Source organism: Allobosea sp. BE125, assembly GCF_031456075.1.
Lineage (GTDB): Bacteria > Pseudomonadota > Alphaproteobacteria > Rhizobiales > Beijerinckiaceae > Allobosea.
Window position 1 is genome coordinate 211,728 of sequence record NZ_JAVDTY010000004.1, and the last position, 25,367, is coordinate 237,094.

Annotated in this window: 26 protein-coding genes; 15 read left to right on the forward strand and 11 right to left on the reverse strand. The window is 66.2% G+C overall.

Annotated features, from left to right (window positions below):
• Nucleotides 1-102: 102 nt before the first annotated feature.
• From J2Y55_RS11775 to J2Y55_RS11785, 3 genes are all read right to left on the reverse strand, one after another.
• Entirely contained in the window at nucleotides 103-930 is an 828-nt protein-coding gene (locus J2Y55_RS11775) for a 3-oxoadipate:acetyl-CoA acetyltransferase (RefSeq protein ID WP_310152636.1), read from the reverse strand.
• A gap of 36 nt (nucleotides 931-966) precedes the next feature.
• Nucleotides 967-1,593 carry a LysE family translocator gene (locus tag J2Y55_RS11780; protein ID WP_310152638.1) on the reverse strand — a complete coding sequence of 209 codons (627 nt, stop codon included), beginning with the start codon at nucleotides 1,591-1,593 and terminating at the stop codon, nucleotides 967-969.
• A gap of 237 nt (nucleotides 1,594-1,830) precedes the next feature.
• Complete coding sequence (locus tag J2Y55_RS11785; RefSeq protein ID WP_310152640.1) at nucleotides 1,831-2,826, reverse strand: aldo/keto reductase; 996 nt, start codon at nucleotides 2,824-2,826, stop codon at nucleotides 1,831-1,833.
• Between the two features lie 96 nt (nucleotides 2,827-2,922).
• Here J2Y55_RS11785 and J2Y55_RS11790 point away from each other — a divergent pair, with 96 nt between their 5' ends.
• The gene (locus J2Y55_RS11790) at nucleotides 2,923-3,816 is read left to right on the forward strand and encodes a LysR family transcriptional regulator (protein WP_310152641.1); all 894 of its coding nucleotides are present in this window, start codon (nucleotides 2,923-2,925) and stop codon (nucleotides 3,814-3,816) included.
• Between the two features lie 95 nt (nucleotides 3,817-3,911).
• Here the strand turns inward: J2Y55_RS11790 and J2Y55_RS11795 are convergent, their stop codons facing one another.
• On the reverse strand, nucleotides 3,912-4,934 hold the full coding sequence (locus tag J2Y55_RS11795; protein WP_310152644.1) for an amino acid ABC transporter substrate-binding protein: 1,023 nt from the start codon (nucleotides 4,932-4,934) through the stop codon (nucleotides 3,912-3,914).
• A gap of 279 nt (nucleotides 4,935-5,213) precedes the next feature.
• On the opposite strand from J2Y55_RS11795, the gene rpmI reads away from it, so the two are divergent.
• The 3 genes from rpmI to J2Y55_RS11810 all read left to right on the forward strand — a co-directional run bounded on the left by rpmI (nucleotide 5,214) and on the right by J2Y55_RS11810 (nucleotide 7,252).
• Entirely contained in the window at nucleotides 5,214-5,414 is a 201-nt protein-coding gene (gene rpmI, locus J2Y55_RS11800) for a 50S ribosomal protein L35 (RefSeq protein ID WP_310152647.1), read from the forward strand.
• A 29-nt stretch (nucleotides 5,415-5,443) separates the two neighbouring features.
• Nucleotides 5,444-5,833 carry a 50S ribosomal protein L20 gene (gene rplT, locus J2Y55_RS11805; RefSeq protein ID WP_069690216.1) on the forward strand — a complete coding sequence of 130 codons (390 nt, stop codon included), beginning with the start codon at nucleotides 5,444-5,446 and terminating at the stop codon, nucleotides 5,831-5,833.
• A 195-nt stretch (nucleotides 5,834-6,028) separates the two neighbouring features.
• Nucleotides 6,029-7,252, forward strand: a complete 1,224-nt coding sequence (locus tag J2Y55_RS11810; protein ID WP_310152654.1) for a M20/M25/M40 family metallo-hydrolase — start codon at nucleotides 6,029-6,031, stop codon at nucleotides 7,250-7,252.
• A gap of 229 nt (nucleotides 7,253-7,481) precedes the next feature.
• Here J2Y55_RS11810 and J2Y55_RS11815 read toward each other — a convergent pair whose 3' ends face one another.
• From J2Y55_RS11815 to J2Y55_RS11830, 4 genes are read right to left on the reverse strand one after another with little or no spacing between them, the layout of a single operon-like run.
• On the reverse strand, nucleotides 7,482-8,243 hold the full coding sequence (locus J2Y55_RS11815; RefSeq protein WP_310152657.1) for an LOG family protein: 762 nt from the start codon (nucleotides 8,241-8,243) through the stop codon (nucleotides 7,482-7,484).
• 55 nt (nucleotides 8,244-8,298) lie between these two features.
• On the reverse strand, nucleotides 8,299-8,907 hold the full coding sequence (locus tag J2Y55_RS11820) for an SCO family protein (protein ID WP_310152660.1): 609 nt from the start codon (nucleotides 8,905-8,907) through the stop codon (nucleotides 8,299-8,301).
• Nucleotides 8,908-8,917: 10 nt separating this feature from the next.
• Complete coding sequence (locus tag J2Y55_RS11825) at nucleotides 8,918-9,442, reverse strand: hypothetical protein (protein WP_310152663.1); 525 nt, start codon at nucleotides 9,440-9,442, stop codon at nucleotides 8,918-8,920.
• Nucleotides 9,443-9,445: 3 nt separating this feature from the next.
• Nucleotides 9,446-9,883, reverse strand: coding sequence for a hypothetical protein (locus J2Y55_RS11830; RefSeq protein WP_310152666.1), 438 nt, complete (start codon nucleotides 9,881-9,883; stop codon nucleotides 9,446-9,448).
• Between the two features lie 128 nt (nucleotides 9,884-10,011).
• Here J2Y55_RS11830 and pheS point away from each other — a divergent pair, with 128 nt between their 5' ends.
• The 7 genes from pheS to J2Y55_RS11865 all read left to right on the forward strand — a co-directional run bounded on the left by pheS (nucleotide 10,012) and on the right by J2Y55_RS11865 (nucleotide 18,543).
• Nucleotides 10,012-11,094: a phenylalanine--tRNA ligase subunit alpha gene (gene pheS, locus J2Y55_RS11835; protein ID WP_310152669.1), complete on the forward strand. Its 1,083-nt coding sequence runs from the start codon at nucleotides 10,012-10,014 to the stop codon at nucleotides 11,092-11,094.
• A gap of 28 nt (nucleotides 11,095-11,122) precedes the next feature.
• Nucleotides 11,123-12,310 carry a ceramide glucosyltransferase gene (locus J2Y55_RS11840; RefSeq protein ID WP_310152673.1) on the forward strand — a complete coding sequence of 396 codons (1,188 nt, stop codon included), beginning with the start codon at nucleotides 11,123-11,125 and terminating at the stop codon, nucleotides 12,308-12,310.
• Nucleotides 12,307-14,745 (forward strand): phenylalanine--tRNA ligase subunit beta, encoded by a 2,439-nt coding sequence (pheT, locus tag J2Y55_RS11845; protein WP_310152677.1) that lies wholly within the window; start codon nucleotides 12,307-12,309, stop codon nucleotides 14,743-14,745. Before J2Y55_RS11840 ends, pheT begins: the two co-directional genes overlap by 4 nt.
• A gap of 230 nt (nucleotides 14,746-14,975) precedes the next feature.
• A complete protein-coding gene (locus tag J2Y55_RS11850) occupies nucleotides 14,976-15,887 on the forward strand; it encodes an alpha/beta fold hydrolase (protein ID WP_310152681.1) in 912 nt (303 codons plus the stop codon).
• Nucleotides 15,884-16,963, forward strand: a complete 1,080-nt coding sequence (locus J2Y55_RS11855; RefSeq protein ID WP_310152684.1) for a tartrate dehydrogenase — start codon at nucleotides 15,884-15,886, stop codon at nucleotides 16,961-16,963. The genes J2Y55_RS11850 and J2Y55_RS11855 overlap by 4 nt, the downstream gene beginning before the upstream one ends.
• Nucleotides 16,964-17,078: 115 nt before the next feature.
• Nucleotides 17,079-17,783: a TerC family protein gene (locus tag J2Y55_RS11860; RefSeq protein ID WP_310152686.1), complete on the forward strand. Its 705-nt coding sequence runs from the start codon at nucleotides 17,079-17,081 to the stop codon at nucleotides 17,781-17,783.
• Nucleotides 17,784-17,802: 19 nt separating this feature from the next.
• The gene (locus J2Y55_RS11865) at nucleotides 17,803-18,543 is read left to right on the forward strand and encodes a TerC family protein (protein ID WP_310152689.1); all 741 of its coding nucleotides are present in this window, start codon (nucleotides 17,803-17,805) and stop codon (nucleotides 18,541-18,543) included.
• Nucleotides 18,544-18,551: 8 nt separating this feature from the next.
• On the opposite strand, the gene J2Y55_RS11870 is transcribed toward J2Y55_RS11865, so the two are convergent.
• The gene (locus tag J2Y55_RS11870) at nucleotides 18,552-19,157 is read right to left on the reverse strand and encodes a 4'-phosphopantetheinyl transferase family protein (RefSeq protein ID WP_310152692.1); all 606 of its coding nucleotides are present in this window, start codon (nucleotides 19,155-19,157) and stop codon (nucleotides 18,552-18,554) included.
• A 109-nt stretch (nucleotides 19,158-19,266) separates the two neighbouring features.
• Between J2Y55_RS11870 and J2Y55_RS11875 the strand changes: the two genes are divergently transcribed.
• The 3 genes from J2Y55_RS11875 to J2Y55_RS11885 all read left to right on the forward strand — a co-directional run bounded on the left by J2Y55_RS11875 (nucleotide 19,267) and on the right by J2Y55_RS11885 (nucleotide 21,295).
• Nucleotides 19,267-19,998: an AzlC family ABC transporter permease gene (locus tag J2Y55_RS11875; RefSeq protein WP_310152695.1), complete on the forward strand. Its 732-nt coding sequence runs from the start codon at nucleotides 19,267-19,269 to the stop codon at nucleotides 19,996-19,998.
• Nucleotides 19,985-20,302 (forward strand): AzlD family protein, encoded by a 318-nt coding sequence (locus J2Y55_RS11880; RefSeq protein WP_310152698.1) that lies wholly within the window; start codon nucleotides 19,985-19,987, stop codon nucleotides 20,300-20,302. Before J2Y55_RS11875 ends, J2Y55_RS11880 begins: the two co-directional genes overlap by 14 nt.
• Nucleotides 20,303-20,428: 126 nt before the next feature.
• Nucleotides 20,429-21,295, forward strand: coding sequence for a branched-chain amino acid aminotransferase (locus J2Y55_RS11885; RefSeq protein ID WP_310152702.1), 867 nt, complete (start codon nucleotides 20,429-20,431; stop codon nucleotides 21,293-21,295).
• A gap of 172 nt (nucleotides 21,296-21,467) precedes the next feature.
• On the opposite strand, the gene murJ is transcribed toward J2Y55_RS11885, so the two are convergent.
• Complete coding sequence (gene murJ, locus J2Y55_RS11890) at nucleotides 21,468-22,994, reverse strand: murein biosynthesis integral membrane protein MurJ (protein ID WP_310152705.1); 1,527 nt, start codon at nucleotides 22,992-22,994, stop codon at nucleotides 21,468-21,470.
• 99 nt (nucleotides 22,995-23,093) lie between these two features.
• Entirely contained in the window at nucleotides 23,094-24,113 is a 1,020-nt protein-coding gene (locus tag J2Y55_RS11895) for a glycosyltransferase family 2 protein (RefSeq protein ID WP_310153341.1), read from the reverse strand.
• Nucleotides 24,114-24,373: 260 nt separating this feature from the next.
• On the opposite strand from J2Y55_RS11895, the gene J2Y55_RS11900 reads away from it, so the two are divergent.
• The gene (locus tag J2Y55_RS11900) at nucleotides 24,374-25,249 is read left to right on the forward strand and encodes a ChbG/HpnK family deacetylase (RefSeq protein ID WP_310152707.1); all 876 of its coding nucleotides are present in this window, start codon (nucleotides 24,374-24,376) and stop codon (nucleotides 25,247-25,249) included.
• Nucleotides 25,250-25,367: the final 118 nt, after the last annotated feature.

Below are 25,367 nucleotides of genomic sequence, written 5' to 3' on the forward strand. Positions count from 1 at the left end.
TGGATTCCGGGTCTGCGCGGAGCCTGGCCTTGGACTGGCCAAAGGCCGAACCCGAGGGCTCCGCGCGGGATGACGCGGAGGTGCGGATTCAAGCTGTTGCTGTCAGGCCGCCAGTCCGAGCAGGGCACGCGCCTGGGCCACTGTCGCCGGACGACGGTCATATTCGGGGCAGAGATCGACAACGCGTTTCACCAAAGCGGCGTTGGACGGCGCGAGGGTGTCGCGGTCGAGGCGGACATTGTCCTCCAGCCCGGTGCGGCAATGGCCGCCGAGCTCCAGCGACCAGCGGTTGAGCGTGATCTGGTCGCGGCCGATGCCGGCGCCGGTCCAGGTCGCATCGGGCGCGAGCCGCTTCAGCGTCGCGATGTAGAATTCGAAGGCGGCGCGGTCGACCGGCATGGCGTTCTTCACGCCCATGACGAACTGCACATGCAGCGGCCCCTTGATCGCACCCGCGACGCCCATCTCGACCGCCTTGAAGATCATCGAGAGGTCGAAGGCCTCGATCTCGGGCTTGACGCCATGCTCAAGCATCTCGCTCGCCAGCCAGCCGACCAGCTCGGGGCTGTTCTCATAGACCCGCGTCGGGAAATTGCAGGAGCCGGTCGAGAGCGAGGCCATGTCGGGCTTCAGCGAGAGCATGCCGCCGCGCTCGCGCCCCGCGCCGGAGCGCCCGCCGGTCGAGAACTGCACGATCATGCCGGGGCAATGCCGGCGCAGGCCTTCCAGCAAACGGCCGAAGCGCTCGGGGTCGGAGGTCGGCGTGCCCTCGTCGCTGCGGACATGGCAATGCGCCAGGGTCGCGCCGGCCTCGAACGCGGCCTGCGTGGATTCGATCTGTTCGGAAATCGAGATCGGCACGGCCGGATTGTCGCGCTTGGTCGGCAGCGAGCCGGTGATGGCGACGGTGATGATGCAGGGCGTGGTCATGGCTTCTCCGGGCCTGAACGGTCGATGGTCGCAGACTTAGCCGAACACGGCCAGCCGCAGGCCAAGCGCAATCAAGACGACGCCCATGATCACGTCCAGCACCGGTTTGGCGCGGACATAGGCGCGGCTCACCGCGGGCACGGTGAAGAACAGCGTCACCGCGATCCACCAGGCCGCCGAGACCACGACGACAACCGCCACGGCCGACCAGAATAGCCAGCCTGGCGCGCCGGCCGGAATCATCACGCCGAACAGGCTGGCATAGTAGGCGACGACCTTGGGATTGGTGATGTTGGTGATGAAGCCGGCGCGGATCGCCTCCAGCCCCGACACCGGCTTGGAGGTGGCGTGAGGGGCTGCCGGGCCCTTCTGGCGCAGGATCCCGAGCAGCAGTTTTGCGCCGAGATAGATCAGATAGGCCGCGCCGATGAGTTGGAGGCCGCGATAGGCCAGCGGGAAGCTCGCCAGCAAGGTGCCGAGACCGGCCGCGGCGGCGAACGCCCAGGTCAGCGTCGCCAGCACGACACCGAAGCTCAGCAGCAGCCCGGCGCGGCGATCCCCTTTCACCGCATAGCTCATGACGACCGCAAAGGTCGGGCCGGGACTGGCGATCGCAAGCGCATGGATCGCGGCGATGCCCGCCAGAATGGTGACCTGATTCATCGACGTTTCCCCCCGCGCGCTGAAGTCACTGAACGATCCAGCTGGATCATTCAGTGACTTCAGATCTTTGTTTTAACGCGTTTTCTTCACGCGAACCGGTATCCACTTCGCTCGAAAACGCGATAATGGGGTGCCGTTCGCGTTCTTCGCCGCGAGACGGCACCCGGTCCCATCGATGGATGTGGCGTCGTGCGTGTCAAGCGCCGCGGCTCGGCCTTGCCGGTCGGCGCATCCGGCTCAGCCGTCGACCAGGGCGAGGGCGGCCTCGGTATAGCGACTGCCGACGACCCGCTCCGGCGACATCGCCTGGGCGATGTCTGCAAGCTCGGCCGCGCTGAGGCTGATTGCGGCCGCTGCCGCATTCTGCTCGAGGTTGGCGATCTTCCGCGCGCCGGGGATCGGCACGATGAAATCGCCCTGGTGCAGCACCCAGGCCAGCGCCAGCTGCGCTGTCGTCACGCCCTTTCGCGCCGCGATCGCCGCCAGCTCGTCGACGATGGCCGCATTGGCCGCCATCGCCTCGGCCTGGAAGCGGGGCAAAGTGTGGCGCCAGTCATCGGCGGTGAGCTGGCCGGGCTTGCTGATCGCGCCCGTCAGCAGGCCGCGACCGAGGGGGCTGTAAGGAACAAAGCCGATGCCGAGCTCGCGGCAGGTGGAGAACACCTGCGCCTCCGGCTCGCGGCTCCACAGCGAATACTCGCTCTGCACGGCGGCGATCGGGTGCACCGCATGCGCCCGCCGGATCGTCGCAGCGCTCGCTTCCGACAGGCCGAGCGCGCGGACCTTGCCCTCGCGGACCAGTTCCGCCATCGCGCCGACCGTTTCCTCGATCGGCACCGCAGGGTCGACGCGGTGCTGGTAGTAGAGGTCGATGACATCGACGCCGAGCCGCTTCAACGAGGCTTCAGCGACGGCCTTGAGGTGTTGTGGCCGGCTGTCGACGCCGGTCATGCGCGCCGGTCCCTCGCCATCCCGGCTGATCTTGAAGCCGAATTTCGTGGCGATCACGACCTTGTCCCGGACGGGCTTCAGCGCCTTGCCGAGCAGGATTTCGTTGTCGTAGGGGCCATAGACCTCGGCGGTGTCGAACAGGGTCACGCCAAGATCGACGGCGCGGCGCAAGGTGGTGATGGCGGCGCTCTCTTCCTGCCCGCCATAGGCGAAGCTCATTCCCATGCAGCCCAGGCCGACAGGATAGACACTCAGTTCAGTTCCAAGCTTGCGGGTTTTCATCACGGGCTCCTCTGCTGTGATGATGGTGAGATAGCGCCGCTGGCTTCGTTCGATAATCGGCTTGAGCTTGCACGGCTTGGTCGATTAAATAGAGCAATGAGCCGTAGTCATCTCTCGCAATTGGCCGTCCTGGCGGCGGTTGCCCGCAATGGCGGCTTTCGCGATGCGGCGAAGGAGCTCGGCATCGCCCCCTCCGCCGTCAGCCATGCGGTATCGGCGCTGGAGGCCGGCCTGGGCGTTCGCCTGCTGGCACGCAGCACGCGCAGCGTCGCGCCCACGGAGGCAGGCGCGCAGTTGCTGGAGCGGCTGGGCCCGGCGCTGTCGGAGATCGATCTCGCGCTGGAAGCGGCGGTCGCGTCCCGAGACGAGCCCGCCGGGAATCTCCGGCTGACCGTGCCGCGCACGGCGGCCCATACCGTGCTGGCGCCGAAGCTCGGCGCCTTTGCCGCAGCCTTTCCCGAGATCGTGCTGGAGATCGTCATCGAGGACCGGTTTTCCGACGTCGTCGAGGGCGGTTTCGACGCAGGCATCAGGCTCGGCGAAAGCCTGCAGCGCGATATGATCGCCGTTCGCATCGGGCCTTCGATGCGGGGGGCGGCGGTCGCTGCGCCCTCCTATTTCGAAGGCAGGCCCCGGCCGGAGCGTCCGCAGGACCTGTCCGCTCATCGCTGCATCCGCTTCCGCTTCTCCAGCGGCGTGATCTATCGCTGGGAGTTCGAGAAGGAGGGCGTCGCCATCGAGCCGCCGGTCGAAGGGCCTTTGATCCTGGGCGAGGATCACCTGATCGCGCAGGCCGCCATCGATGGAGCCGGCATCGCTTTCGTATTCGAGGACTATGTTCGCGATGCGCTCGCCGACGGCCGGCTGGTGCGCGTGCTGGAAGATTGGTGCCCGCCTTTCGACGGCTTCCACATCTACTATCCCAGCCGCCGCCAGATGCGGCCGGCGCTCAGGGCTTTCATCGATTTCTTTCGGGTCGAAAGCCGCTGAGGGGCCCGTTTGGGGGCCCTCAGGAGATGGCGAATAGCGAGTAGCGAATGGAAGCTTTACCTCGCCATTCGCTATTCGCTATCCTTGCCGTTGCGTCAGCGGATCGGCGGTGCGAATTGCAGCCCGCCATCGGTCCAGAGCTTGTTGACGCCGCGCGGCAGGTTGATGCCCGATTTTGCCCCGAAATTGCGCTCGAAGCTCTCGCCGTAATTGCCGACGGCCTTGATGATGCGCGCGACCCAGTCGTTGCTGAGCCCGAGCCCCTCGCCGAATCTGCCCTCGGCTCCAAGCAGGCGGCGAATTTCCGGGTTCTTGGAGTTGAGCATCTCGGCGAGATTGGCCTGGGTGACACCGAGCTCTTCGGCGTTCACCAGGGCAAATACCGTCCAGCGCACGATATCGAACCAGGCCTGATCGTTCTTGCGGACCCAGGGGCCGAGCGGCTCCTTCGAGATCACTTCGCCGAGCAGGATGTGTTCGTCGGGAGCCTTCAGGCGGCTGCGCGTTCCAGCCAGCGCCGAGAGATCGGTGGTGTAGGCGTCGCAGCGCCCGGCCTCATAGGCCTGCACGGTGTCTTCCAGCGTTGCGAAAGCGACGGTTTCGAATTTGATGCCGTGGGTGCGGCCGTAATCGGCGAGATTGAGCTCGGTCGTCGTGCCCTGGGCGACGCAGATCGAAGCGCCGTTGAGGTCCTTGACGCTGGCGACATTCAGCTTCTTGCGCAGGATGAAGCCCTGGCCGTCATAGTAGTTGACGGCAGTGAAGGTCAGGCCCTGGCCGACATCGCGCCCAAGGGTCCAGGTCGTCGTGCGCGCCAGCACATCGATCTCGCCGCTTTGCAAGGCCACCAGCCGGTTCTTGCTCGAGAGCGAGAGATAGGAGGCCTTGTCGGGGTCGTTGAAGATGGCGGCTGCGAGTGCGCGGCAGATATCGGTATCGAAGCCCTTCCAGGCGCCGTTGCCGTCCTGCAGCGAAAAGCCGGGAACGCCTTCGCTGGTGCCGCAGACGATCTGGCCGCGCGCCTTGATCTTGTCGAGCGTCGACTGGGCGAGGGCAGGGGCACTGGCCGCCGCGCTCAGGACGATGCCGGCCAGGAGTCCGACCAATGAAGTTCGCATGACGTTTCCTCTCGAGTAGTGTGGACTTCTTAGCGGCCAGCGTGAGACGCTGTCGTGACGTGTTGACGCGCCTTCCGCGGATATCGTCAAGCGGCTTGTCGCTGAGCCCTCGTCGCGTGCTTGCCATTGCGCGGCTTTTCTGTCATACGCGCGGCCTTCGATCGCCCGGCTGATAAGGGCTGCCGTGGCGGTCGATCTTTGCTTCCCCAAGAGCACTTCTTGAACAAGCAAAACTGAAAGCGGCGCAATTCGCGCGTCCGCGACCAATGAGGAGTTGAAATGCCCAAGATCAAGACGAAGTCGAGCGCCAAGAAGCGCTTCAAGATCACCGGAACCGGCAAGGTGCTCTACGCCCAGGCTGGCAAGCGTCACGGGATGATCAAGCGGACCAACAAGCAGCTCCGCAATCACCGCGGCACCAACGTCCTCTTCGAGGGCGATGCGGCCAACGTGAAGAAGTATTACCTCCCCAACGGCTGACGCCACCCTAACCTTCCGGAGATCATCACATGGCTCGCGTGAAACGGGGCGTAACGTCCCATGCCAAGCACAAGAAGACACTCAAGGCCGCCAAGGGCTTCTATGGCCGCCGCAAGAATACGATCCGCGCCGCCAAGGCGGCCGTCGATCGCTCGATGCAATACGCCTATCGCGATCGCAAGAACCGGAAGCGCTCGTTCCGCGCGCTCTGGATCCAGCGCCTGAACGCTGCGGTGCGTGAGCACGGCCTGGTCTACTCGATGTTCATCAACGGCCTGACCAAGGCCGGCATCGAGCTCGACCGCAAGACCCTCTCGGCCATGGCGATCGACGATGCGGCCTCGTTCACGGCCGTCGTCGAGCAGGTCAAGGCCGCTCTGGCCGCCGAGCCCAACGCCGGCGAGCGCAAGGCCGCCTGAGCGGTTTTGCCTGACTGATTTCGAAAAGGCCGGCAGCGATGCCGGCCTTTTTCTTTGTCTCGGTATGCGCGCTCGCTCCATCCTTGATGTGCGCTGCGGACTTCAATGTTCGCCACGAACCCTTGCGCTGCACCGAGGCTGACGGCACAGCTTGCGCCGTAGCAGGGCCACCGACCGCATAATGGGGAAATGCCAGTGCAGCGCGACCACGCCTCCGAAATCGCCGCGATCACCCGGCATCCGGCTTTCAAGGCGGCGGTCGAGGTGCTCGACGCCGATCACGACCGCACCATCGCCGACATCATCACGCTGACCGAGATTCCGTCCCCACCCTTCAAGGAGGACAGGCGCGCTGCCGCTTATCTGGAGATGCTGCGCGCGCATGGTCTCGAGGATGTCGAGCAGGACGAGATCGGGAATGTCATGGGCGTCAGGCGTGGCACCGGCAACGGTGGCTTGATCGTGGTCGCTGCGCATCTCGACACGGTTTTCCCGGAAGGAACCGACGTCACCGTGCGCCGCGAGGGCACCAGGCTCTATGCGCCGGGAATCGGTGACGACACCCGCAGCCTGGCCGTGCTGCTCGCTTTCATTCGCGCGCTCGACGCCGCCGGCATCCGAACCCGCAACGATATTCTGTTCGTCGGCGATGTCGGTGAGGAAGGGCTCGGCGACCTGCGCGGCGTGCGCCATCTCTTCACCAAAGGTCGGTATCGCGACCAGATCGAAGCCTTCATCACCGTCGATAGTCCGCCGGTGGACAATATCGTGGTTGGTGGCGTCGGTTCGAAACGCTATTCCGTCCGGTTCAAAGGACCGGGCGGGCACAGCTTCAAGGCGTTCGGGATCGTGAACCCGATCTATGCCATGGCCCAAGTGATCGTCGAACTCGGTCGCATCAAGGTGCCGGACACTCCTCGCACCACGTTCTGCGCCTCCATTGTCGGCGGCGGCACCTCGGTGAACGCGATCCCCGAGGAGGCGTGGATCGACATCGACCTCAGGTCGGAATCGGCAGAGCAGCTTGCCAGGCTGGACGCGCAGTGCCGCGCGATCGTGGCCGCAGCCGTGGAACAGGAGAACGCGATCCGCTCGACCAGCGAGGGGCCCATCACCGTCGACATCAGGACGCTGGGCGATCGCCCCGCCGGCAACACGGCCATGGACACCGACATCGTCCAGTTCGCGACGGCGGCCCTTCAGGCCCATGGCTTTGTGCCCACGCACGAGGCGTCCTCGACCGACGCGAATATTCCGATGAGCCTCGGTATCCCGGCGATCAAGATCGGTTCGGGCGGCACCGGCGGCAGGGCGCATTCTCTCGCCGAGTGGATCGATGTCGAGAAGACTGCCAGCCTATCCGGCATGACGGCCAGCCTTACGACCATCCTTGCCGTGGCTGGCTTCGTCGCTGCGTAAGCGGTCTTGTCGGCCGATGATTGTCATGGAGTCCGCTTGATATGACGGTGCCTTAGAGGCTGTTTGGAAACTCCAGCCCTCATCCTGAGGAGCTGCGGCACGCGGCGTCTCGAAGGATGCTCCAGCTTGCGCCGGAGCCTCCTGGAGCATCCTTCGAGACGCGCTCCTGCGGAGCGCTCCTCAGGATGAGGGCTCGCGGGTTTCCAAACGGGCTCTGACAAGCCAGGCCTCACGTCTGCACACTGTCCTTCGCCGCCGGCTCCCAGGCGTCGCCGGCGCCCGCGACGATGCGGGCATAGGCCTCGTCGGGGGTATCGGCATAGGAGAACAGCGAGAGATCCTCCGGTCGGATGAAGCCGGCCTCGCGCAGCGTGTCGAGGTTGAGCAGGCCTTTCCAGAAGGCGCTGTCATAGAGCACGATCGGCACCGGCGGCATCTTGCTGGTCTGGACCAGCGTCATCACCTCGAACAATTCGTCCAGCGTGCCAAACCCACCGGGGAAGGCGACGAGCGCGGCTGCCCGCATGGCGAAATGCATCTTGCGCATCGCGAAATAATGGAAGCGGAAGGTCAGGTCCGGCGTCGACCAGGCATTGGGTTCCTGCTCATGCGGCAAGGTGATGTTGAGGCCGATCGAGAGCGCCCCGGCCTCCGTCGCGCCGCGATTGGCCGCCTCCATGATGCCGGGCCCGCCGCCGGTGGCGATGACATGCCGGTGCTCATTGCCGGCCTGAGCCAGCGCGCCGCCGCGTTCAGAGGCGATCCGCGCGAATTCGCGCGCGGCCTCGTACCAGGGATTGCCCTCGCGCACCCGCGCCGAGCCGAAGACCACGATGGTCGAGGCGATGCCGCGTGCCCGCAGATTGTCCTCGGCCTTCTGGTATTCGAGCATGAAGCGCGCCCCGCGCGTGGAATCGCCGAGGATGAAATCGGGGTCGAGCGCGGCGAGGCGATAGGAGGGCGAGATTTTCTGGGCGTTGTTGTCAGGCATGGCATCGGTCCTGTGGGGCATGCCTTGCATAGCCATGCAGAGGCGGCCTGTCGCCTCAGGCGAGATATTTCCGCAGGATCGCGGCCAGCCGCTCGGCTCCCGAATTATGCGGCAGCAACGTCACGAAGCGCCCGTCCGGCCCCATCAGATAGGTCAGCGAGCCATGATCGACCGCATATTCGCCGGCGCCATGGTGAGGCTGTGTCAGCTTGCGGCGATGCACCTTGTAAGCTTTGGCCGTTGCCGCGATCTCCGCTTCGCTGCCGGTGAGCCCGATCAGGCGCGGGTGGAAGGCGGCGACATAGGTCGCCATGACCGGCGGCGTATCGTTGCCGGGGTCGACCGTGATGAAGAGCGGCACGAGCTTGTCTGCGAGCGGCCCGATCGAATCGAGCGCCTGGGCGATGATCGGCAGATCGATGGGGCAAGTGTCGGTGCAGCGCGTGAAGCCGAAATAGATCAGCGTGAAGCGGCCACGAAAGTCGCCGTCGCTGACGCGCCTGCCCGTGTGATCGGTGAGGGTGAAAGCTCCGCCGAACTGCGCGGCGAGCCGATCATGCTGGTGGCCGCCCTCTTGGCTGGCCTGATCCTGCGCGACAGCCCGTCCTGTGGCGAGCGCGGCGAGGCAGGCCAGCATGCCCCTGCGCGTGATGACGTCGGTCATCGCGGCTGCCTCAGGGCTTTGGCTTGGGCGCCAGGCCCTTGATGCCGAGCGGGCCGTCGGCCGCGATGATTCGATTCGCTTCCGGATCGGCACGCCACCACTCTTCTGCCTTGCCGTTGCGTGCCTCCCAATCCGTCTTGAAGCGCTCGGCGGGCGTGAAGGATCCAGCTGCATCGGCTCTGATGCCCTGCACGAAGAACAAGGTTATGGCCGGGTTCTCGATCAGGAGCCCGTCGGCCTCAATCTCCTTGCCGCAGAAGCCGATCAGATCGGGGATCGATCCGGCGAAATCGATGTTCGACTTGGCCACGAGCCGGAACGTGCCATCCGTCAGCAGCAGGCCGAGCTGCCGCTTGCCGCTGCCGCAATCGGGCGCGCAGCGGCCCTTGAGCTGGCACAGCGCGTCGACGACGCGTCCCTTCAGGACGACTGCCTTCTCGTGCGGGATATTCCAGGCTTCGGCGGCCAAGGAGGAGGTGGCGCTGGACACTGTAAAAATCATCAGCGCGAGGCGTATCGTGGAGAGAGCCTTCATCGCTCAGTTCCCGAACGGCTGGATGCCGTATTCCTCATGCGTCATGGTGATGACGCCCTTGTCGTCGGCGATGCGGTCGACGAGCAGGTATTTCACGCCGTCGCGCTCCAGCAATTCGCCATCGACGCTGACCTCGTGGGTCGCCATGCGCGCGACCCTGGGATTGGATGCGCTGTCGTCGTCGTCGCCGATCTTCAGGATGAGGTAGAGATTGCCCTTCGCATCACGGATGCTGACGGGAATGCCGCCAAGCGCGCACCAGATGGCGCATTGATGGTGAGCTGTTCCCTTGGCGAACATCAGCCCGCTGATCGTGCACCAGGTGTCGCTGATCTCGCCGGTGACGGTGACGCGCATGCCGTCCTGCGCTGCCGCCGGTACGGCCATGCCAATGAACGAGCTCACGATCAATGCCGCCCGCCATTGAGACATGATTGTCATGCGGCTGCCCTCATCGAGGTGAAACGGCCTGGATTTGCCGTCGCAGCGATGCTTTGCCAGCATGATTGCCTCTAGCCTCGCCGCTGGCGACACCCTAGAAGATGCCTCGCAAATGGACCAGAGCAGGCATGAACGAGATCGATAACTTGGGCGCGAGCCTCCTTGCCGACATTGCCGGCGCGCAGGACGAGACCGCCTTGGAGCAGGTCAGGATCGCAGCGCTGGGCAAGGCCGGCTCGATCTCGGCGCTGCTCAAGACGCTGGGCGCGATGACACCCGAGGAGCGCAAGGAAAAGGGGCCGCTGATCAACGGCCTGCGCGACAAGGTGCAAGGCGCGCTGGGCGCCCGCAAGGAAGCGCTGGGCGAGGCTGCGCTCGACGCCAGGCTTGCCTCCGAGACCGTGGACATCACCTTGCCGGTCCGCGAGGGGCCGGAGGCGCGCGGTCGCATCCACCCGATCAGCCAGGTCATCGACGAGATCACCGCGATCTTCGGCGATATGGGCTTCTCGGTGGCGGAAGGCCCGGACGTCGAGACCGACGACCTCAACTTCACCAAGTTGAACTTCCCCATCGGCCATCCCGCCCGCGAGATGCACGACACCTTCTTCTTCGCGCCCGATGCCAATGGCGAGCGCAAGCTGCTGCGCACCCATACCTCGCCGGTCCAGGTCCGCACCATGATGGCGCAGGAGCCGCCGATCCGGGTGATCTGCCCCGGCCGCACCTACCGGATGGATTCCGACCAGACCCACACCCCGATGTTCCATCAGGTCGAGGGGCTCGTCATCGATAAAAAGGCCCATATGGGCCACATGAAATGGGTGCTTGAGGAGTTCTGCAAGGCGTTCTTCGAGATCGACAACGTCAAGATGCGCTTCCGCCCCTCCTTCTTCCCCTTCACCGAGCCTTCGGTCGAGGTCGATATCCAATGCTCGCGCAAGGGCGGCGAGATCCGCTTCGGCGAGGGCGAGGACTGGCTCGAGATTCTCGGCTGCGGCATGGTCCACCCCAATGTCCTGAAGAATTGCGGGCTCGATCCGGATGTCTACCAGGGCTTCGCCTGGGGCATGGGCATCGACCGCATCGCCATGCTGAAATACGGCATGCCGGATCTGCGCCCCTTCTTCGAGGCGGATCTGCGCTGGCTCGCCCATTACGGCTTCCGGCCGCTCGACCTGCCGACCTTGACGGGCGGGCTGTCGTCGTGAGCGCGTCGCGGCATCAGGGGAGGTTGCGGTGAGCCTGGCGGCATCTGCTGGCCTGTTTGCGGCGCTCGCTCTCGCGATCAACCTGCTCTGCCAGGCGATCGCTCTGGTGCGCCTGCGCCGCAAGGATGCCGGCTGCGCTCTGCTCGACGCACAGCCCCCGGTGACGATCGTGCGCCCGGTGCGCGGCATCGAGGCCTTCAGCAGGGAGACGGCGACGTCTGGCCTCCTGCTCGACTATCCTCGCTATCAGACGATCTTCTGCGTCGCCGATGGCGATGATCCGATCGTGCCGTTGGTCGCCGAGCTGATCGGCCACTTCGGCGCCGAGCGGGTCAGCCTGATCACCGGCGATGTCGCCGTCAGCGCCAATCCCAAGCTCAACAACTGCGTCAAGGGCTGGGAAGCGGCGACGACCGAATGGGTCATCCTGGCCGATTCCAACGTGCTGATGCCGAGGGACTACATCCAGCGCATGCTGGCCTCCTGGCGCCCCGACACCGGGCTCGTCTGCTCGACGCCGGCAGGCTCGCGTCCGCAGGGCTTCTGGGCCGAGCTCGAATGCGCCTTCCTCAATACCTTCCAGGCGCGCTGGCAATATGCCGGTGAGGCGCTCGGCTTCGGCTTCGCGCAGGGCAAGTCGATGCTCTGGAACAAGCCCTTCCTCGACGCCAATGGCGGCATCGCCGTGCTGGGCGAGGAGATTGCCGAGGATGCCGCCGCCACCAAGCTGGTGCGCCGGGCCGGCAAGCATGTCCATCTCGTCGGCCAGCCTTTCGAGCAGCCCTTGGGCGAGCGCTCCTTGTATGACGTCGTGCAGCGGCAGTTCCGCTGGGCACGGCTGCGCCGGGTGACGTTCCTGCCCTTCTTCGCGCCCGAGATCCTGTCCGGCCCGCTGCTGCCGGCGCTGTGTGCGGCTTTCGCTGCGGCGGCCTACGGATATTCCGCATGGCTTGGCCCGGCACTCGTGCTGCTGCCCTGGTATGTGGCGGAGATGGCGCTGGCCTATGGCGTCGGCTGGTATCTCTCCTGGCGCATGCCGCTGGCGCTGTTGCTGCGGGATCTGATCTTTCCCGGCGTCTGGGCCTATGCCTTCATCGCCGGCGAGGTCACCTGGCGCGGCAATTCCATGAAGATCCGGACAGATGGGGAAGACCAGCTCAACGCTGCGTCGCCCGCGATGTCCCATGCCAATCTGAGAAGTGACGGACACCCATGAAGTTCACTCTGTCCTGGTTGAAGGACCATCTCGACACCACGGATTCGCTCGACACCGTCACCGAGACGCTGACTCGCGTTGGCCTCGAGGTCGAGGCCGTCGAGGACAAGGCGAAGGCTCTCCAGGCCTTCACCATCGCCTATGTGATCGAGGCCAAGCAGCACCCGAACGCTGACCGGCTGCGCGTCTGCATGGTCGACACCGGCGGCGCTGAGCCCGTGCAGGTCGTCTGCGGTGCACCCAATGCCCGCACCGGCATGAAGAGCGTCTTCTCACCGCCCGGCACCTATATCCCCGGCAAGGACATCACGCTCGGCAAGGGCGTCATTCGCGGCGTCGAGTCGAACGGCATGCTCTGCTCGGCTGCCGAGTTGCAGCTCTCCGAGGATCATGACGGCATTCTCGATTTGCCTGAGGATGCGCCCATAGGCCAGTCCTATGCCGCCTATGCCGGGTTCGACGATGCCGTGATCGAGATCGCGGTGACGCCCAACCGGGCCGATGCGCTCGGCGTCGCCGGCGTCGCGCGTGACCTCGCCGCCGCCGGGCTCGGCGGCCTCAAGACGCCGCAGGCCCAGCCTGTGCGCGGGACTTATCCCTGCCCGGTCAAGGTGACGCTCGATTTCGCCGAGGCGGACAAGGGCCTTTGCCCGGTCTTCGCTTTGCGGCTGGTGCGCGGCGTCAAGAACGGGCCTTCGCCCGAATGGCTGCAGGCGAGGCTGCGCGCCATCGGGCTCAGGCCGATCAATGCGCTGGTCGACATCACCAATTTCATGACCTTCGACCGCAACCGGCCGCTGCACGTCTTCGACGCCGCCAAGGTCAAGGGCGATCTCACGGTGCGCCGCGCCAGGGACGGCGAGACGATCCTGGCGCTCGACGGCAAGAGCTACACGCTGACCGGCGAGCAGGTCGTCATCGCCGATGAGCATGGCGTCGAGTCGCTTGCCGGCATCATGGGTGGCGAGGCCTCAGGCTGCGACGAGACCACCACCGATGTGCTGGTCGAGAGCGCGCTCTGGGACCCGCTCAACATTGCGCGCTCCGGCCGCGCGCTCGGCATCAACTCCGATGCGCGCTATCGCTTCGAGCGCGGCGTCGATCCCGATTTCGCCCGTCCGGGCCTCGATCTCGCCACCGCGATGATCCTCGATCTCTGCGGCGGCGAAGCCTCCGAGATGGTGTTCGAGGGCGATCTGCCCGAGAGCGCCCATGCCATCGATTTCCCCTGGTCCGAGGTCAAGCGCCTGACCGGGCTCGATCTGCCGCAGATCGAGATGAAGGTTGCGCTGACCTCGCTCGGCTTCCACGTCTCGGGCGCCGGCGAGCGCGTCAAGGTCGCCGCTCCGTCCTGGCGTGGCGACGTTGCCGGCAAGGCCGATCTCGTCGAGGAGATCGTGCGTATCGCCGGGCTCGACCGCGTCGTCTCGACGCCATTGCCGCGCATCAAGGGCGAGGTGGTGAAGCCGGTCCTCACCGTGCTGCAGAAGCGCACCCGCGCCGCCAAGCGCCTGCTCGCCAGCCGCGGCCTCGTCGAGGCGGTGACCTGGTCCTTCATCTCGCATGACGCCGCGACTTTGTTCGGCGGCGGCGCGCGCCAGCTCGTACTCGCCAATCCGATCGCGGCCGATCTCTCCGACATGCGCCCCTCGCTGCTGCCGGGGCTGATCCGCGCCGGCCAGCTCAACGCCGATCGTGGCCTCGGCGACGTCGCGCTGTTCGAGGTCGGGCAGGTCTTCAAGGATGATACGCCCGAGGGCCAGTTCATCGCCGCGGCCGGCCTGCGCCGGGGCACGGCGAGGCTCGAAGGCGTCGGCCGCCATTGGGACGGCGCGGCCAAGCCCGTCGATGTCTTCGACGCCAAGGCCGATCTCATGGGCCTGCTGACGGGGCTCGGGGTTCCGGTCGGCGGCTTGCAGATCGTCGCTGGCGGCAGTTCTGCTGGTGGTCCTGCCTGGGCCCATCCCGGCCGTTCGGCCACGCTCCAGTTCGGCCCCAAGGGTGTCATCGGCGCCTTCGGCGAGGTGCATCCCAAGGTGCTGAAGGCGCTCGACGTCAAGGGCCCGCTCGTCGCCTTCGAGATCCATCTCGATGCGCTGCCGCTGCCGAAATACAAGCCGACCAAGGTCAAGCCGAAGCTGGCGCTCTCGGGCTTCCAGCCGGTGACGCGCGATTTCGCCTTCATCGTCGAAAAGAAGGTCGCGGCCGGCGACATGATGAAGACCGCGCAGAACGCCGACCGGGCCCTGATCGCCGATGTCGCGGTTTTCGACCTCTATGAAGGGCAAGGCGTCGAGGCCGGCAAGAAGTCGGTCGCGCTGGCTGTGACCCTGCAGCCGGTCGACAAAACACTGACCGAGGCGGAGATCGAGGCAGTCGGCGCCAGGATCGTCGCCGAGATGGCCAAGCGCTATGGGGCGGCGCTGCGGGGCTGACCCTCTACGTCATGGTCGGGCTTGTCCCGACCATCCACGTCTTTCTTTGGCGAGGGCGGTGTTCAAGACGTAGATGCTCGCCACAAGGGCGAGCATGACGGCTTGCCGCTCCCGGCACATGCTTGCCTTGAGGCTCGCCCGCTATTGATCAGGATTGTGTAATAATCGACGCGCGCAATCGCTCGAGAAGCAGGCTATCGGCTACCGATTATTGCAACCACGCGGCCCTGATGATCGTCACTGAAGTTCCCGTCCAGGACAGCCTCTTCCCCGGCTTCCGCCTGCTCGATGTCGCGACATCGGGCGCGCGCATCCGCGTCCGGACGGGCGGGGAGGGGCCGCCGCTCCTGCTGCTCCATGGCTATCCGCAGACGCATGCGCTCTGGCACAGGCTCGCCGCGCATTTGCGGGACCGCTTCACCTTGGTCTGCGCCGATCTGCGCGGCTATGGCGACAGCGACAAGCCCGCGAGCGATGCCGAGCATGTCCCCTATTCCAAGCGCGCCATGGCGCTCGACATGGCGCAGGTGATGACGGCGCTCGGGCATCAGCGCTTCGCCATCGGCGCGCATGATCGCGGCGCACGCGTCGCCCATCGCCTGGCGCTCGACCATGCCGAGCGCGTCACCAAGCTCGCGACCCTGGACATCGCGCCGACCCGCGAGATGTACGCCAACACCAGCGACGCCTTCGCGCGGGCCTATTGGCACTGGTTCTTCCTGATCCAGCCTGCGCCCTTCCCGGAGCGGATGATCGGGGCCGATCCGGAGGCTTACTGGCGCAAGAAATGCGGCTCCGGCTCGGCCGGGCTGACGCCCTTTGCGCCTGAGGCCCTGGCGCATTACCTGCGCTGCTTCAGCGATCCACAGACCATCCATGCGAGTTGCGAGGATTATCGCGCCGCCGCCACCATCGACATCCGCCATGACGATGAGGATGGCGGCCGCAAGCTGACCCAGCCCTTGCTCGCGCTCTGGGGCGGTAACGGCATCATCGGCAAATGTTTCGAGCCGCTTGTGCTGTGGCGGCAGCGCGCCGAGAACGTCCAAGGCCGTGCCTTGCCGGGCGGGCATTATCTGGCGGAGGAGATTCCCGATCTCGTCGCCGCCGAATTCACGGCCTTCTTTGGAGAAAACCCATGAGTGGGACCAATCGCGTCTATCGTATCGCCGTCATCGCCGGGGACGGCATCGGCAAGGAAGTCATGCCCGAGGGCCTGCGCGTGCTCGAGGCGGCCTCGAAGAAATACGGCTTCGAACTGCGCTTCGACGAGTTCGATTTCTCCTCCTGCGATTATTACGAGAAGCACGGCAAGATGCTTCCCCACGACTGGAAGGAGAAGATCGGCGGCCATGACGCGATCTATTTCGGCGCGGTCGGCATGCCGGCGCAGGTGCCCGACCACATCTCGCTCTGGGGCTCGCTGCTGCTCTTCCGGCGTGAATTCGACCAGTATGTGAACCTGCGCCCCGTGCGCCTGATGCCGGGCGTTCCTGGTCCGCTCGTCGGCCGCAAGCCCGGTGATATCGACTTCTTCGTCGTGCGCGAGAACACCGAGGGCGAATACTCCTCGGTCGGCGGCAAGATGTTCGCCGGCACCGAGCGCGAGATCGTCATGCAGGAGACGGTGATGAGCCGCGTCGGCGTCGACCGCGTGCTGAAATACGCCTTCGAGCTGGCGATGCGCCGTCCGCGGAAAAAGCTGACCTCGGCGACCAAGTCGAACGGCATCTCGATCACCATGCCGTATTGGGACGAGCGGGTGAAGGAGATGGCCAAGAACTATCCCGGCGTCGCCGTCGACCAGTACCATATCGACATCCTGACCGCGCATTTCGTGCTGAATCCCGACCGCTTTGACGTGGTCGTGGCTTCCAACCTGTTCGGCGACATCCTCTCGGATCTGGGCCCGGCATGCACCGGCACGATCGGCATCGCGCCGTCGGGCAACATCAACCCGACCGGCGACTACCCCTCGCTGTTCGAGCCGGTCCATGGCTCGGCGCCTGACATCGCGGGCAAGGGCATCGCCAATCCGATCGGCCAGATCTGGTCGGGCGCGATGATGCTGGATCATCTCGGCGAGATCGAAGCCGCCAAGGGCATTGAGGCCGCAATCGAGCGCGCGCTTGGCGACGCCCGCACCCGCACCCGCGACCTCGGCGGCACGCTGGGGACGGAAGCCGCGGGCAAGGCTGTCGAGCAGGCGCTGGGCTGAAGTCCGGCCCCAAGATTTTGGCACCCAAAACTCCGGTGCCCAAGACCCCGGAGGCGCGACAGCGCCGCCGGGTTAACTAAAAACCGAGCTGACGTTGCTGGAAGGGCTGGCTTTGATGGATCTCTCCTCGATTTCCTTCGTCGATCCCCTGATCTGGGGAAAACTGGCGGAGATCATCGCGCTCAACATCGTCCTCTCCGGCGACAATGCCGTGGTGATCGCGCTCGCCTGCCGGGCGCTGGCGCCCGCGCAGAGGGCCAAGGGCATCGCGCTCGGCGCAGGCGTCGCGGTGGTCCTGCGCGTCGTCTTCACCGTGCTGATCGCCTCGCTGCTGAACGCGCCTTTCCTGCATATCGTCGGGGCGCTGCTGCTGGTCTGGATCGCGGTCAAGCTGATCATCGAGGATGGCGAGAGCGACGAGGATTCGATCACGGCGAGCAGCAAGCTCTGGAAGGCGGTCCAGACCGTCGCCATCGCCGACATCGTCATGAGCCTCGACAATGTGCTGGCGATCGCCGCCGTCGCCAAGGATTCGATCCCGCTCCTGATCGCCGGGCTCGTGATCTCGATCCCGCTGATCGTGCTCGGCGCCTCCCTCATCACCAGCCTGCTGACGCGCTTCCCGATCCTGGTCTGGGCGGGCGCTGCGCTGCTCGGCTGGGTCGCCGGCGAAATGTTCGACAGCGATCCCTGGCTCATCACCCGGTTCGGCGCCGATACGCTGCATCGCCTCGAATATCCGGCCGCTGCCCTGGGCGCGCTTCTCGTGCTCGCCCTTGGCTATTGGCTGAAACCACGCCGGCCAGATCCGGCCCTCTGACACAGGGACTGACCGACCTATGGATTTTTCATCATCCCAATTCTGGGTGTCGTTGCTCCAGATCATCTGGATCGACCTGCTCCTGTCCGGCGACAACGCGGTCGTCATCGCGCTCGCCTGCCGCTCGCTGCCGGAAAACCGGCGCAAGATCGGCATCTGGCTCGGTGCCGGCGCGGCCGTCGGCCTGCGCATCGTCTTCGCGCTCGTGGTCAGCTATCTGCTGAACGTGCCCTTCCTGAAGGTGGTCGGCGGCGTCCTGCTGTTCTGGATCGCGATCAAGCTCGCCATGGGCGAGGAGGAAGCCCATAACGATATCGAGGCGAGCGACAATCTCTGGCGGGCCGTGCGCACCATCGCGATCGCCGACGCCGTGATGAGCCTCGACAACGTCATCGCCATCGCGGCGGCCTCGCGCGGACATCCCGAACTGTTCATCTTCGGCCTGCTGCTCTCGATCCCGCTGATCATTATGGGCGCGCAGCTCCTGACCACGATCATCGAGCGCTACCCGATCCTGGTCTGGCTCGGCGCGGCCCTGCTCGGCTGGATCGCGGCGGAAATGATCATCGGCGACATCGCCGTGCTGCAATGGCTCCAGGTCAAGATGCCGAGCTGGGTCACCCCCGTGCCGACAGATGTCAGCGCGCTCGGAATCGGTCCGGCCGCCACGCCGCACTACGTCTCCTCGGCCATCGGCGCGGCGCTCGTTTGCCTCGTCGCCTATGTGCTGAGGAAGAAGCGGGCTGGAGAGCCGGGCTAAGGCCTCGCTCAGCCGAGAACCACCACCGCGGCGGCCAGGCTTTCCTGGCCGCCGTTTTCTTTGATGCGGCTCATGCCTAGATTTGCGTGCGGCCACTCCGGATCGCTCACGCTGAAGGCTTCCTGCGAGGCAAGCGTGACGGCAAAGCTCTCGGGAGAGCGGGCGAAGCCGGTGCCGAGCGCCTTCACATAGGCCTCCTTGGCGGCCCAGAGCCGTGCGAAGGCCAGCGGCCGTGCCGGCTCGGGCAGGGCGAGCAGCGCCTTGCGCTCCTGCGGGTGCAAGATCACGAGCGGCGGCGCGGCCAGGGGCTCGACCTGCTCGACATCGACCCCGACAGGATGCCGCGCGAGCGCCAGCGCGACGACGCCCGCCCGCGTCGCGAGCGAGAGATGCAGCCCCGTCCCGGCCGGCCGAGCCAGCAGGGGCCGGCCTCGTTCATCGTGCTCGATCGTGATGACCTCGATCGGCAGGCCAAGCTGAGCGGCGATGATTCTCCGCGCTGTCTCGCGCCGCAAGGCCGAGCGCTCAGCGAGGTTGGCCGGGCTCGCGCCGGTCGCGATCAGCCAGGTCGCGGGCAGGGCAGGGGCGGCGATGGGAGAGGTCAGCCAGTGCATGGCGCGAGGCTAGCACGGGACTGGCTCTTGTCCCGCCCTGCGCAGGCCTCATGCGCAGTCGGTGCTGCCATCCGTTGACCGCCTCGGGCGTTAGCGCTCTTGAAGAGCCATGACCGCTTCACCCGAACCGACCGCGGAGCCTGCCCGCCCCTTGCTCACCATGCAGGGCGTGCGCCTGGGCGTCCGCAGGGTCTCCGTGCTGCTGCCGGGTATCGTCGTCTTCGCGATCGCCTTCGGCGCGGCGGCCGCGGCCAAGGGGCTGAGCCTGCTCGAGACGGTCATGATGAGCGCGCTGGTCTATGCCGGCGTGGCGCAGCTGGTGGCGATGGAGCTGTGGCGGCCGGAATGGAGCTGGGGGGCGATTGCCGGGCTTGCCGTCGTCACCGCGACGGTGAATGCGCGCATGGTGCTGCAGGGGGCTTCGCTGCAGCCCTGGTTCGCGCCTTATCCCAGGGCGCTCAACGCCGCGCATCTCTTTCTCTTCACCGATGCGAGCTGGCTGGTCGGCGCGCGCTACCATGGCGAGGGCGGGCGTGATCTGGGCGTGATCATCGGCGCCGGCATCACGCTTTGGATCGTTTGGGTTGCGACGACGATCCCGGGATATCTGCTCGGCGCGCTGGTGGCCGATCCGCGCCAATACGGCATCGATCTCGTCATGCCGATCTTCTTTGCCGCGATGATCGTGCCGCTCTGGCGCGGCAAGCGGGCGGCCGTGCCCTGGGTCGTCGCCGGGCTCGTCGCCTTGGTCACGGCGAAGCTGATCGAGGGCTACGCCTTCATCATCGTCGGCTCGCTTGCCGGCGCGCTCACAGGGGCGTTCAGCGATGACCGTGCCTGATCCCGGCCCATGGGGCGCCGTTTTTGTCATCCTCGCCATGATGCTGGCGACCTATCTTTGCCGCATCTCCGGCGTGATCATGATGGGCTTCATTCCGCTGACGCCGCGCGTCCGGCGTGGGCTTGCGGCGCTGCCGGGCTCGATCGTGGTCGCGACCGTGCTGCCGCTGATCGAGCGGCTGGGTTTCGCCGCCGCGCTCGCACTCATCGCGGCGATCGGTAGCATGGTGCTGCGGCGCAGCGAGTTGCTGGCCTTGGCGGTCGGCATGGCGACGGTCTCAGTGGCACGCGCGCTCGGCTTCTGATCGATCACGGCTTCCGATCGCTTCCATCACATCCCGTCATCGCTTGGCGGCCTGCGCCATGTTGACGTCGGCGATCTCTGGGCAGACGGTGTCTGTCAGCAAAACTGACCAAATTGGAGCGCCGCTATGGCATGGTATTCTCAGACGTGGAGCTGGTTCGACGGTGCCTGGCACGAAGGCAACCCCGGCCTGGTGGGTCCACGCAGCCATGCGCTCTGGCAGGCCTCTTCGGTTTTCGACGGCGGCCGCTATTTCGATGGCGTCGCGCCCGATCTCGCCGCCCATGCCGCCCGCGTCAACCGCTCGGCCGTGGCGCTCGGCCTCAAGGCCACGGTGACGCAGGACTTCATCATCGAGAAGACGCATGAGGGCGTGAAGAAGTTCGCCCCCGGCACGGCGCTCTACGTCAAGCCGATGTATTGGGGTGAGGCCGACGGGCCCTCGACCATCATGCCCGACCCGGATTCGACGCAGTTCTGCCTCTGCCTGTTCGAGGCGCCGATGCCGCAGCCAACCAACGGCTTCTCGGTGACGCAGGGTGCGTTCCGCCGCCCGACCATGGAGACGATGCCGACCGACGCCAAGGCCGGCTGCCTCTATCCCAACAACGCCCGCATCCTGCGCGCCGCCAAGGCCGCCGGCTTCGACAATGCGCTGGTGCTCGATATGCTGGGCAACGTCGCCGAGACCGCGACCTCGAACATCTTCCTGGCCAAGGACGGCGTCGTCAGGACGCCGGCTCCCAATGGCACCTTCCTGAACGGCATCACCCGCCAGCGCGTCATCGGCCTGCTCAGGCAGGACGGCATCCCCGTCGAGGAGATGAGCCTGCGCTACAGCGATTTCGAGCAGGCCGACGAGATCTTCATCTCGGGCAACTATTCCAAATGCATGCCGGTCACCCGCATCGACAACATCACGCTGCAGCCCGGCCCGATGTTCCGTCGCGCTCGCGAACTCTACATGGACTTCGCCCACACCAAGGCGGCGTGAGATCGTCTCATAGCCGGTCGTTTATTCTCGGAACTGTGGTGTCATCCTGGGCGCCCGAAGGTCGTCCCGGGATCCATCGTAGGGCTCCGGGACTCTACGATGGATCCCGGAGCCGCGCGGCTTACGCCGCTTGTCCAGGATGACGCGGTGGTTCCGTGTCAAACAAGCAATGCTAGCGCAGTAGCCTGCCAACTCCGCTGAGCTTGAGCCCCAGCGCGGCGATCGCGAGATAGATCGCCGCGGCCACGGCCCCGACGCAGGCGAGTCCCGCGAGCCTGGGTTGCAGCGGAAACCACGCTGTCGCTGTGAGCAGGGAGGGGGCGGACAAGCGCGCCGCCAGGCCCGCCATGACCGCTGCCAGCACGACGATGGCGGCAAAGCCCGACAGCCCCCGCGCCGGCCGTGTCCAGCCGCGCTGCACGCCCAGGACGAACAGCGCGCCGACATTGATCCAGGCTCCGGCCGCGGTCGCCAGCGCCAGGCCCGGCGCGCCCCAGTCGCGCCAGAGCAGCAATTTCAGCGCGACATTCGCGGCAATGGCCGCCAGCGAGACCAGCATCGGCGTCGTCGTGTCGCCGCGCGCCTGGAAGCTCGAAACCTGGGTACGGATCATCACGATGGCCGGCAGCCCGATCGCATAAGCGAAGAGCACGGCCGCTGCTGCCTGGCTCGCGGCAGCGTCGAAACGCCCGCGCTCGAACAAAGCGGAGACGATCAGTTCGGGAACAGCGAGGAATGCGGCGGCGAAGGGGGCGGCCGCGATCAGCGTCAGCGCGACGGCCCGGTTCTGCGCCCTGTCGGAGCCGGCGACATCGCCTGCCGCGAGCAGGCGGCTCATCGTCGGCAGCAGGACCGTGCCGACGCCGATGGCGATGACCCCGATCGGCAATTGGTAGAGGCCGCCTGCGTAGTAGAGCGCGGAATAGGCGCCGGCCGGCAGCAGCGAGGCGATGATCGTATCGGCGAAAAGCGCGATCTGGACACCGGCCGAGCCGATGACGGCCGGCCCGAACGCCTTCAGGAAGGCCTTGACGTCGAGATCGATGCGCGGCCGCACCACGGTCGCCGCGACATTCGCCCGGCGCGCCGCGAGCGCCAGCACGAGCCATTGCAGGAAGCCCGAGACCACCACGCCCCAGGCGGCGGCATAGGCCGCATTGGGGAACAGGAAGGCAACGGCAAGCGCAGCGATCAGGCAGAGATTGAGCAGGATCGGTGTTGCCGCCGCTGCCGCGAATTTGTCGACGGCGTTGAGATTGGCCGAGAGCAGCGTCACCAGCGTGATGAAGAGCAGATAGGGAAAGGTGATCCGCGTCAGCGCAACCGCGAGTTCGAAGCGCTGCGGATCATGCGCGAAGCCGGGCGCGAGCAGGCGCACGACCTCGGGCATGAAGGGCAAGGCGAGCCCGAGCAGGACGATCTGGACGATCAGGTTCAGGGTGAAGACCCGGTCGGCGAAGAGCGCGGCGGCCGCCTGGCCGGCCTGCTGCCTGACCCGGGCATAGGCGGGAATATAGGCCTGGTTGAAGGCGCCTTCGCCGAAGATCGCCCGGAAATGGTTGGGCAGGCGCAGCGCGACCGAAAACGCATCCATCAGCGGGCCTGCGCCGAGTATGGCCGCCAGCACGATGTCGCGCACGAAGCCCGAGAGGCGCGAGAGCAGCGTGAAGCCGCCGACGGAGAGGATTTTTCTGAACATCGCGTGCCTTGGGGCGGCCTGGAACCTCAGCCCTCGTCCTGAGAAGCCGCATAGCGGCGTCTCGAAGGATGGTCCAGTGCGGCCACGCAGCTTGGCCGTCTACCGGATCAAGGGCGGCAGGGCGTCGCCGCGCGGATGGTCGACGGTGCGGGCGTCGAAACCGACGCGCTCGCCGATCAGATAGAGCGGCCGGCGCTTCACCTCGGCGAAGATGCGCCCGACATATTCGCCGATCATGCCCAGCGAGATCAGCTGGATGCCGGAAAAGAACATGATCGAGACGATCAGCGACGGAAAGCCGGGCAGGTCGGTGCCGAAGAAGACCGTGCGCAGCAGGAAGAAGGCTGCCGAGAGCGTGGAGATGACGGCAATCACGACGCCGGCCCAGGTCGCGATCTTCAAGGGCACGGTCGAGAAAGAGGACAATCCGTCGAAGGCGAAGCTGAACAGCTTGCCGAAACGGAACTTGGTCTCGCCATGCTGGCGCTCGGCGACCTCGAAGGTCACGCCGATCGAGGGAAAGCCGACCCAGGCATAGAGCCCCTTGGAGAAGCGCGCCCGTTCCGGCAGGGCACGCAGCGCGTCGACCACCTTGCGGTCGAGCAGGCGGAAATCGCCGGCGCCCTCCGGCAATTCGGTTTCGCCGAAGCTCGCGAACAGCTTGTAGAACGCCCTGGCGAGATTGCGCTTGAGGGCGCTCTCGCCGGCCCGGCTGGCGCGTTGGCCGTAGATGTTCAGGAAGCCGGCGCGCCATTTCTCCAGGAAGACCAGGATCGTCTCCGGCGGATGCTGCAGATCGGCGTCCATGATCACGACCGCGTCGCCCGAGGCATGGTCGAGCCCGGCCGCGATGGCGATCTCCTTGCCGAAATTACGGCTGAACGAGACGGCGCTGATCCGGGGATCGCCGGCGCTCAGTAGCTTCAGCACGGACAGCGTGCCGTCGCGGCTGCCGTCATCGACGCAGACCAGTTCCCAGGACGATACCGCACCCGCCAGCACCGTCTTGAGCCGCTCGACCAGGATCGGCAGATTGTCAGCCTCGTCATGGACGGGCACGACGATGGACAGCTCCGGCCGGCTGGCCCGGGCGCGCGAGGCTTCCGCCCCGGGGCTCAGGACTTCCGAAGGGGAGATGGGCGACGTCTCGGACACGAACAGAACCTCTCAGGCGTAGATCTGGACAAGCACTTGCTCGATTGGGACTTGCTCGACGAGGCTTTGCGGCTCGCTGCCCGATGAGGGGTGACGCTTACCGCACAGAACCGTAAAGCTGGCGTGCTCACAAGGGCGGTCAGAGCAAGCCCTGCCAGCCTCCGCCCCGATTGTTCCGGGTCGGCTCGCCGCGCGGCCTTTATCCGATCGCAGATGAACCTGGGATGACAGACGAGATGACGACCGGCTTCGTTCTCTGCGCCGACGATTTCGCCCTGACGGAGGGAGTCAGCCGCTCGATCCTGTCCTTGCTGGAGGCCGGCAAGCTGTCTGCGGCGGGCGCGATGACCAACCGCCCGCATTGGAAGCCTTTCGCCGGAGCTTTCGCGGCGCAAGCGGGCAGGGCGGATCTCGGCCTGCATCTGAACCTGACCTGCGCCGCCCCGCTCGGCGCGATGCCGCGCCTGGCCGCCAATGGCGTGCTGCCGAAGCTGGGCGATCTGGCGCGGGCCGCGCTCCTGTCGGGAACGGCGCGCGCTGAGATCGCCGCCGAGATCGCACGTCAGCTCGACGCCTTCGAGGATGCGATGGGGCGTGCGCCGGATTTCCTCGACGGGCACCAGCATGTCCATGTCCTGCCCGGCGTACGCGGCGCGGTGCTGGCGGCGCTGCAGCAGCGCTACCGGGAGGGCGCGGTCTATCTGCGCGATCCCGCCGACACGGCCGCCGCGATCCGCCGGCGCGGCGTCGCGGTCAGCAAGGCGCTGGTCATCGCCGGCCTGGCGCGGGGCTTGAGCCGATCGGCCTTGAGGCGCGGCATTCCGGTCAATCGCGGCTTTTCCGGTGTTTCGCCCTTCGACCCCGCTCGCGACTTCCGGGCCGATCTCGCGCGCTTCCTGGTCGTACCGGGGCCGGCTCATCTCGTCATGTGCCATCCTGGCTTCGTCGATGAGGAGCTGGAAGGGCTCGACCCGGTCGTCGCGACGCGGCCATTGGAGCATGCGGCGCTGATGAGCTTCGTGCCGCCCCCGGGGCTGGCCATGGTCCGTTTCTCGGAACTGGGCCTCACGCCGCCTTCGCAGCCTGCTCTCACTCCTTGATGAGAGCCGGCTCGGCCGGCGAACAGCGTTAAACCTCTTCTTCACGCAAGCTATTCTTTACCTCGTTCCTTCATGCTGCGTGCTCGGGGATCGCAGTGGGCTGCGCGCCTAGCACGCG